Origin of the sequence: Nocardia sp. NPDC051833, from assembly GCF_040681225.1 — a bacterium.
Taxonomy (GTDB): Bacteria; Actinomycetota; Actinomycetes; order Mycobacteriales; family Mycobacteriaceae; genus Nocardia.
Map to the genome: position 1 here is coordinate 59,666 of NZ_JBFAYK010000010.1, position 6,166 is coordinate 65,831.

Annotated in this window: 6 protein-coding genes; 2 read left to right on the forward strand and 4 right to left on the reverse strand. The window is 69.3% G+C overall.

Annotated features, from left to right (window positions below):
* Window position 1: 1 nt before the first annotated feature.
* Genes AB0L91_RS35185 through AB0L91_RS35195 form a run of 3 tightly spaced genes read right to left on the reverse strand, consistent with a single transcriptional unit; the run spans window position 2 to window position 2,971 of the window.
* On the reverse strand, window positions 2-724 hold the full coding sequence (locus AB0L91_RS35185; RefSeq protein ID WP_355284963.1) for a VIT family protein: 723 nt from the start codon (window positions 722-724) through the stop codon (window positions 2-4).
* Between the two features lie 30 nt (window positions 725-754).
* A complete protein-coding gene (locus AB0L91_RS35190; protein ID WP_365017239.1) occupies window positions 755-2,359 on the reverse strand; it encodes a GMC family oxidoreductase in 1,605 nt (534 codons plus the stop codon).
* 57 nt (window positions 2,360-2,416) lie between these two features.
* On the reverse strand, window positions 2,417-2,971 hold the full coding sequence (locus AB0L91_RS35195) for a YdcF family protein (protein WP_357351019.1): 555 nt from the start codon (window positions 2,969-2,971) through the stop codon (window positions 2,417-2,419).
* A 63-nt stretch (window positions 2,972-3,034) separates the two neighbouring features.
* Here AB0L91_RS35195 and AB0L91_RS35200 point away from each other — a divergent pair, with 63 nt between their 5' ends.
* Together AB0L91_RS35200 and AB0L91_RS35205 are read left to right on the forward strand one after the other, a co-directional pair.
* Entirely contained in the window at window positions 3,035-4,531 is a 1,497-nt protein-coding gene (locus AB0L91_RS35200) for an NAD(P)/FAD-dependent oxidoreductase (RefSeq protein ID WP_365017241.1), read from the forward strand.
* A 79-nt stretch (window positions 4,532-4,610) separates the two neighbouring features.
* Complete coding sequence (locus tag AB0L91_RS35205) at window positions 4,611-5,015, forward strand: hypothetical protein (protein ID WP_365017242.1); 405 nt, start codon at window positions 4,611-4,613, stop codon at window positions 5,013-5,015.
* A gap of 60 nt (window positions 5,016-5,075) precedes the next feature.
* Here AB0L91_RS35205 and AB0L91_RS35210 read toward each other — a convergent pair whose 3' ends face one another.
* Window positions 5,076-5,564, reverse strand: coding sequence for a transcriptional regulator (locus AB0L91_RS35210; protein WP_355284974.1), 489 nt, complete (start codon window positions 5,562-5,564; stop codon window positions 5,076-5,078).
* Window positions 5,565-6,166: the final 602 nt, after the last annotated feature.

Below are 6,166 nucleotides of genomic sequence, written 5' to 3' on the forward strand. Positions count from 1 at the left end.
GTCAACCGCCAAGCGTGTCGGTGAGCATGCCGATCGCGTAGGTGATCGCCATGGCCAGCGCGCCGCCGAGCACCACCCGCAGCACCGCCTTGCCCCGTCGGCTGCCGCCCAGCCGCGCGCTCACCGATCCGGTGAGCGCCAGCGCGAGCAGCACCGCCGCGAAGGTCACCGGGACCCGCCACTGCGCGGGCGGGATCGCGATCGCGATCAGCGGCAGCAGCGCGCCGCAGGTGAACGCGACCGCCGACGAACCCGCCGCGGCCCACGGATTGGTGAGCTCGGTGGGATCGAGTCGGAGTTCGGCCTCGGCGTGCGCGGTGAACGCGTCGTGGGCGGTGAGTTCCTCGGCCACCGTGCGGGCGGTCGCCGGGCTGAGCCCCTTGGCCTCGTAGATCCCGGTCAGCTCGGCCAGTTCCGCCGCGGGATCCTCGGCCAGTTCCCGGCGCTCCTTGGCCAGCAGCGCCTTCTCCGAGTCACGCTGGGTGCTGACCGACACGTACTCGCCCGCGGCCATCGAGATCGCGCCCGCGACCAGGCCGGCCACGCCCGCGGTGAGGATCGTGTGGGTGTTGTTCGTCGTCGCGGCGACGCCGACGACGAGACCCGCGGTGGACACGATGCCGTCGTTCGCGCCGAGCACCCCGGCGCGCAGCCAGTTCAACCGCGACGCGAGTCCCTCCGCGTGCGGTTCGTGCGGATGGATGGTCGAAGACGAGTCCTGCACCCGGTCAGCCTAATCCGGGTCGCGGCCGGATCAGCGCTGGGCGCGCAGGACCTCGCGGAGGGTGTCGGCCAGGCGCACGGCCAGCGCGAGCACCGTCAGCGTCGGGTTGACGTGCCCGTTCGTCGGGAAGACCGAACTGCCCGCGATGTAGAGGTTGTCCACGCCGTGCACCCGGCAGTGCCGGTCGACCACCCCGTGCCGGGGATCGACCGACATCCTGGTGGTGCCGCTCGGATGCGCCCGGTCGGCCAGCGCCAGCGGCTCGGTACTGCCCGCCCTGGCCGCGGGCACGATCTCCGGCGCGGGCAGCCCGAGCCGCGCGAACTCGGCCACCAGCAGTGCGGTCGCCCGTCGCACGGTCGCGTCCTCGCGCGCGTCGATGCGCCAATCCACTTGGGGCAGCGGCATTCCCACCGGGTCGGTGCGCTGCGACAACCGCACCCGGCTCTCCGGATCGGGCGCCTGCTCGACCATCGCCCACACTTCGACCCCGGTCAGCCGACGCGGCAGCCCGACCCCATCGATCAGCCTGCGCCGCGCGCCGGCCAGCAGCAGCCTGGTGTCCGACACCATGATCCGCCCGTCCTGCCAGCGGCCCCGCCCGCCGAGCACCCGCTTCACCGCGTCCCACGGATCGTCGGGCGCGGTGACCTCCTGCAACCACAGCGCGCAGTTGAGCAGCGCTTCCCCGCGCTGGACCTCGGGAGACAGGGCGAGCCCGTGCAGATAGGTGTGCTTGCCGCGCGGTCCCCGCACCACGTACTTGCCGAACCGGGCCAGCGCCGCGCCCGCGGCGGCGGGGGACAGGGTGCCGACCACGCCGCTGCGATGATCGATCAGATAGCGCCCCACCTGGTCGTATCGGTTCCCGATACCGCCCGCGACGGTGCGCCGCGAGGCCAGCAGCAGTCGCGGCGTATCGATCCCGCCCGCAGCGAGCACGAACAGCCGCGCCTCGACGGTGCGCACGCGTCCGCCCGCGCCGGTCACCTCGACCGAATTCACGTGCGCCCCGGTGGCATCGGTGTCGAGATGGGTGACGGTCGCGTTCACCAGCACCCGCGCGGTCGGCGCGACGACATCGCGCACCGCGGGACCCCAGCGTTTGCTGTCGAACCGGTTCACCGGGTCCCGGCTGAACTGCCAGAAATACGGGCGCAGGGACGCGGTGTCGAGCCCGGTGGCGGGCGCCGGACGGCCGGCGAGCGGCCAGAACTCGGCGTCGGTGAACCCGCCGCCGTGCCCGAGTCCGGCGTGCGCGGCGGCGCGGTCGGCGTAGGGGCGCAGCGCGGTCGCCTCGATCGGCCAGCCCGAGCGGCGGACCCACGGCCGGGTGGCGAAGTCGAGATCGTCGAGCAGGCCGCAGCGCCCGGCCCAGACCCGCGAGCTGCCGCCGAGAACCCGGCTCCCCGCGATCCGGTCGGGTGGCAGGCGCGGCGCGCCGATGCTGTCGATGGCGGCGAATTCTGTTTCGGTGGGACCGGTTTCGTGGTCACCGCTCTCCAGGACCAGCACCTGTAATCCCGCCGCGGCCAATTCGGTGGCGACCGTCAGCCCGGCCGGGCCCGAGCCGATGACGCAGATCTGGGTGCGCAGCGCGTCGTCGCCGACGGTGCGCAGATCCTCCACCAGCATCGGCGGTCCTCTCGCCCGTGCCACCCGCGCGGCCCGGCACCCGGCCGCGCTTTGGTGTCACTCTAGAAGCCGGGACGCGGAATTTCCGGAGGTCTCACAATGTTGGTTCACGAAAGCCCGCACGTATCCGGCGGATTGGCGCACATACATCCAGGCCCAGAATTCCAGCCCGGTGTCGGTGGGACTGGCGACCATGGTGATCTCGCCGTCGAAACACCGGCCGACGATGTAGCGGGCGCGGGAGATGTGCGGCGTGAACGTCACCACGATGATGTGGCGCCAACCGTAAATCTTTGCCCGCCGGACGATTTCGCGTGCCTCGCCGTCGGTGGTCCACGGATCGGGCAGGAAACACGAGACCCGGAAGGCGAATCGGCCGCCGCAGTACTTGTCCATCATCGGGTCGTCGGCCCCGGTGGACTGCGAGATCAGCACCTCGGGCGCGTAGCCCCGCTCGGCGAGCTCGATGCCGAGGTCGAAGCGTTCGTAGGGGGTGCCGCCGAGCACCACGATCACATCGGCGCGACGCAGCGGGTCCAGCTGCGGGTTGACGAAGACGGGCCATCCGGCGATTGCCGTACCCAGCACGATGACCAGTGCGCCGACGAGCAACCATCCCGCACGTCGAAAGATCGACACTGCATCGAGGATAGCGAAGGGTGCACACTGGACCCCATGACCGACTCCGCCGTTGCCCCCGAACACCTCGACGTCGTCATCGTCGGCGCCGGATTGTCCGGCATCGGGGCCGCGTACCGGCTGCAGACCGAACACCCGCACCGCAGCTACGCCATCCTCGAGGCCCGCGCCGATCTCGGCGGTACCTGGGATCTTTTCCGGTACCCGGGCATCCGCTCCGACTCGGACATGTTCACCCTGGGCTACCCGTTCAAGCCCTGGCGCGCGGCCCGCTCCATCGCCGACGGCGCCGCGATCCTGGACTACATCCGCGAGACGGCGCGGGAGAACGGCATCGACGGGCGCATCCGCTTCGGTTCCCGGGTGATCGGCGCAGACTGGTCGTCGGCGCAGGCGCGCTGGCAGCTCACCATCGCCCACGAGGGCCCCGACGGACCCGAGCTGAGCACCCTGACCTGCGGTTTCCTCTACACCTGCGCCGGCTACTACGACTACTTGCAGCCGCACGCCCCCGAGTTCGCCGGTCGCGCCGACTTCGACGGCACCATCGTGCACCCGCAGTTCTGGCCCACCGATCTGGACGTGCGGGACAAGCGGGTGGTCGTCATCGGCAGCGGCGCGACCGCGGTCACCCTGGTGCCCTCGCTGGCCGACGAGGCCGAGCACGTCACCATGCTCCAGCGCACCCCCACCTGGATCAGCGCGGTGCCCGGCCGCGACAAGCAGGCCGACAAGATCCGCGACGCGCTGCCCGCCGACCTCGCGCATCGGCTGATCCGGACCAAGAATATCCTGTTCAACATCGGTTTCTACCAGTACTGCCGTCGCCGCCCCGCCGCCGCGCGCAAGCTGCTCACCGGCCTCACCACCCGCATCCTCAAAGACGACAAGCTGGTCGCCGAGCACTTCACCCCCGACTACGACCCCTGGGACCAGCGCCTCTGCGCCGCGCCCGACGCCGACTTCTTCAAGGCGATGAAGAAGGGCAAGGCGACCGTTGTCACCGATCGGATCGACCGGTTCGTCCCCGAGGGCATCCAGCTCGCGTCGGGCAAGGTCCTGCCCGCCGACATCATCGTCACCGCCACCGGCCTGCGGCTGCTCGCCTTCGGCGGGATCGCGCCCTCGGTGGACGGCACCCCGGTCCCGCTGTCGGACCAGTTCGTCTGGCAGGGCGCGATGCTGACCGGCCTGCCCAATTTCGCGATCTGCGTCGGCTACACCAACGCCTCGTGGACGCTGCGCGCCGATCTCACTTCGCGCCTGGTCTGCAAGGTCCTCGCCCACCTGGATCGGACCGGGGTGCCCGCCGTCGTCCCGGAGCCGACGGGCAAGCTCGGCGAACGCCCGCTGCTCGACCTGAACTCCGGCTACATCCAGCGCTCGATCGCCCTGTTCCCCCGGCAGGGCGACCGCCGTCCGTGGCGGGTCCGGCAGAACTACCTGCTGGACACGCTGTTCACCCTCCGCACCGATCTCGGCAAGACATTGCGCCCGGTCCGCCGGGTAGGCGAGTTCACCCACAACGGGTGAGGCGCGCGGCCCCGTCGGGTTTCTACCGTTGGCGTGTGCCGTGGTGGCACATCCGTTGACCCGACGGGAAGGCCGAGCGATGACAGATCAGAATCAGCACCCGGTACGTGAGGGAATCGCGGCAGGAACATCCATCGGCGCAGGCATTCTGTTGGCCGTGGTCGGTGTCCTGCAGATCCTCGAAGGTATCTCGGCTGTCGCCAACGACGATCTGATCGTCGTCGGGCCCGAGTACCTCTACCAGTTCGACCTGACAGCCTGGGGTTGGTGGCACATCGTCCTGGGCGCGATCGCCGTGATCGTCGCGATCGGCCTGCTGGCCGGTCAGACCTGGGGACGGGTGGCGGCCATGGTGATCGCCGCACTCGCGATCATCGCGAACTTCCTGTGGCTGCCGTACTACCCGTGGTGGTCGATCCTGATCATCGTCATCAGCGTCGTGGTGATCTGGGCCGTGGCCACCTGGCGCCCCGACAACGCCTGATCCCCGCCACCGACAACGCCGCCCCGGTCATCGACCGGGGCGGCGTCGTGTCGTCCGAGGTCAGCGGGCGAGGGTCGGTTCGCCGGCGTCGGGCTCGCCGAGGGTGTCGAGCAGATGGTCGGAGATCCGTTCCCCCAGCGAGGCCAGCTCGGCCTTCTGCGGCTCGTCGAGTCCGTCGAGGACCAGCCTGCGCACCGCGACCAGGTACTCCGGTGTCGCCTCGGCCACCTTGGCCAGCCCGGTCTCGGTGAGCACCGCGTCCACGCCGCGTCCCGATTCCGCCGCCGCCCGCTTGGCCCAGCCCACCCGTTCCAGCTTGGACACCACGTGGGAGAGCCGGGAGATGGACCCGTGCCCCCGGGCCGCGAGCAGGCTCAGCTGCATCCGATGGTCCGGCGCCTCCCGCAGCAGTGCCATGACCCGGTACTCGAAATGGGTCACGCCGAACTCGCGTTGCAGCCGCGAGTCGAGCGCGCTCGGCACTCGCATCGCGAGGGTGACCACCGCGCTCCAGGCGCGACGTTCGACCGAGTCGAGATCCTCCGTCACCTCGACCTCCTTACACCCTGACGTTAACTGAAAAATTGCTGAACGTCGGCAAACTGTATATCGGAGGGGGTGGGGTGTCTACGTGTGTCATGTCATGTCGGCAGGTGAGGGGAAGTTTCGAAGATCGTCCAGAGCTGGACGAATGATCAGTTGCCAATGGATCGCCGTGATCGGCGGGTTGCCGCCGGCGTCGGCTCGACCGCCGGGTCTCGCGCACGAATGGTTTCGACCGGGTGCGAAAACCTCGGGAAACACCGCGTCTACCAGGCGATTTGACTTCGCGTTCGCGGCTGCGTAACTTAATTCGAGTCAGAGCGACACGGACACCGACCCGGTGCCGAACCGCCGAGCCTCTCGAGGCTAGCGGATCGCACAGGGAAACGAGGTAGGACGATGAGCGCCTGACTGATCATGTGTGCGAGCTCACTGTCTTCCGGACTTGCTTCGGTGGACCGCCCGCGCTAAAGTTTGAACCCTTGCCCTGCTGAAGCCCCTACGAAATGTTGTGGGTGGATGCTTGTGCGTGTGTTCTTTGAGAACTCAATAGTGTGTCGATGAATGTCAGTGCCAATATTATTATTGGTTCCGGCCTCTCATACCCC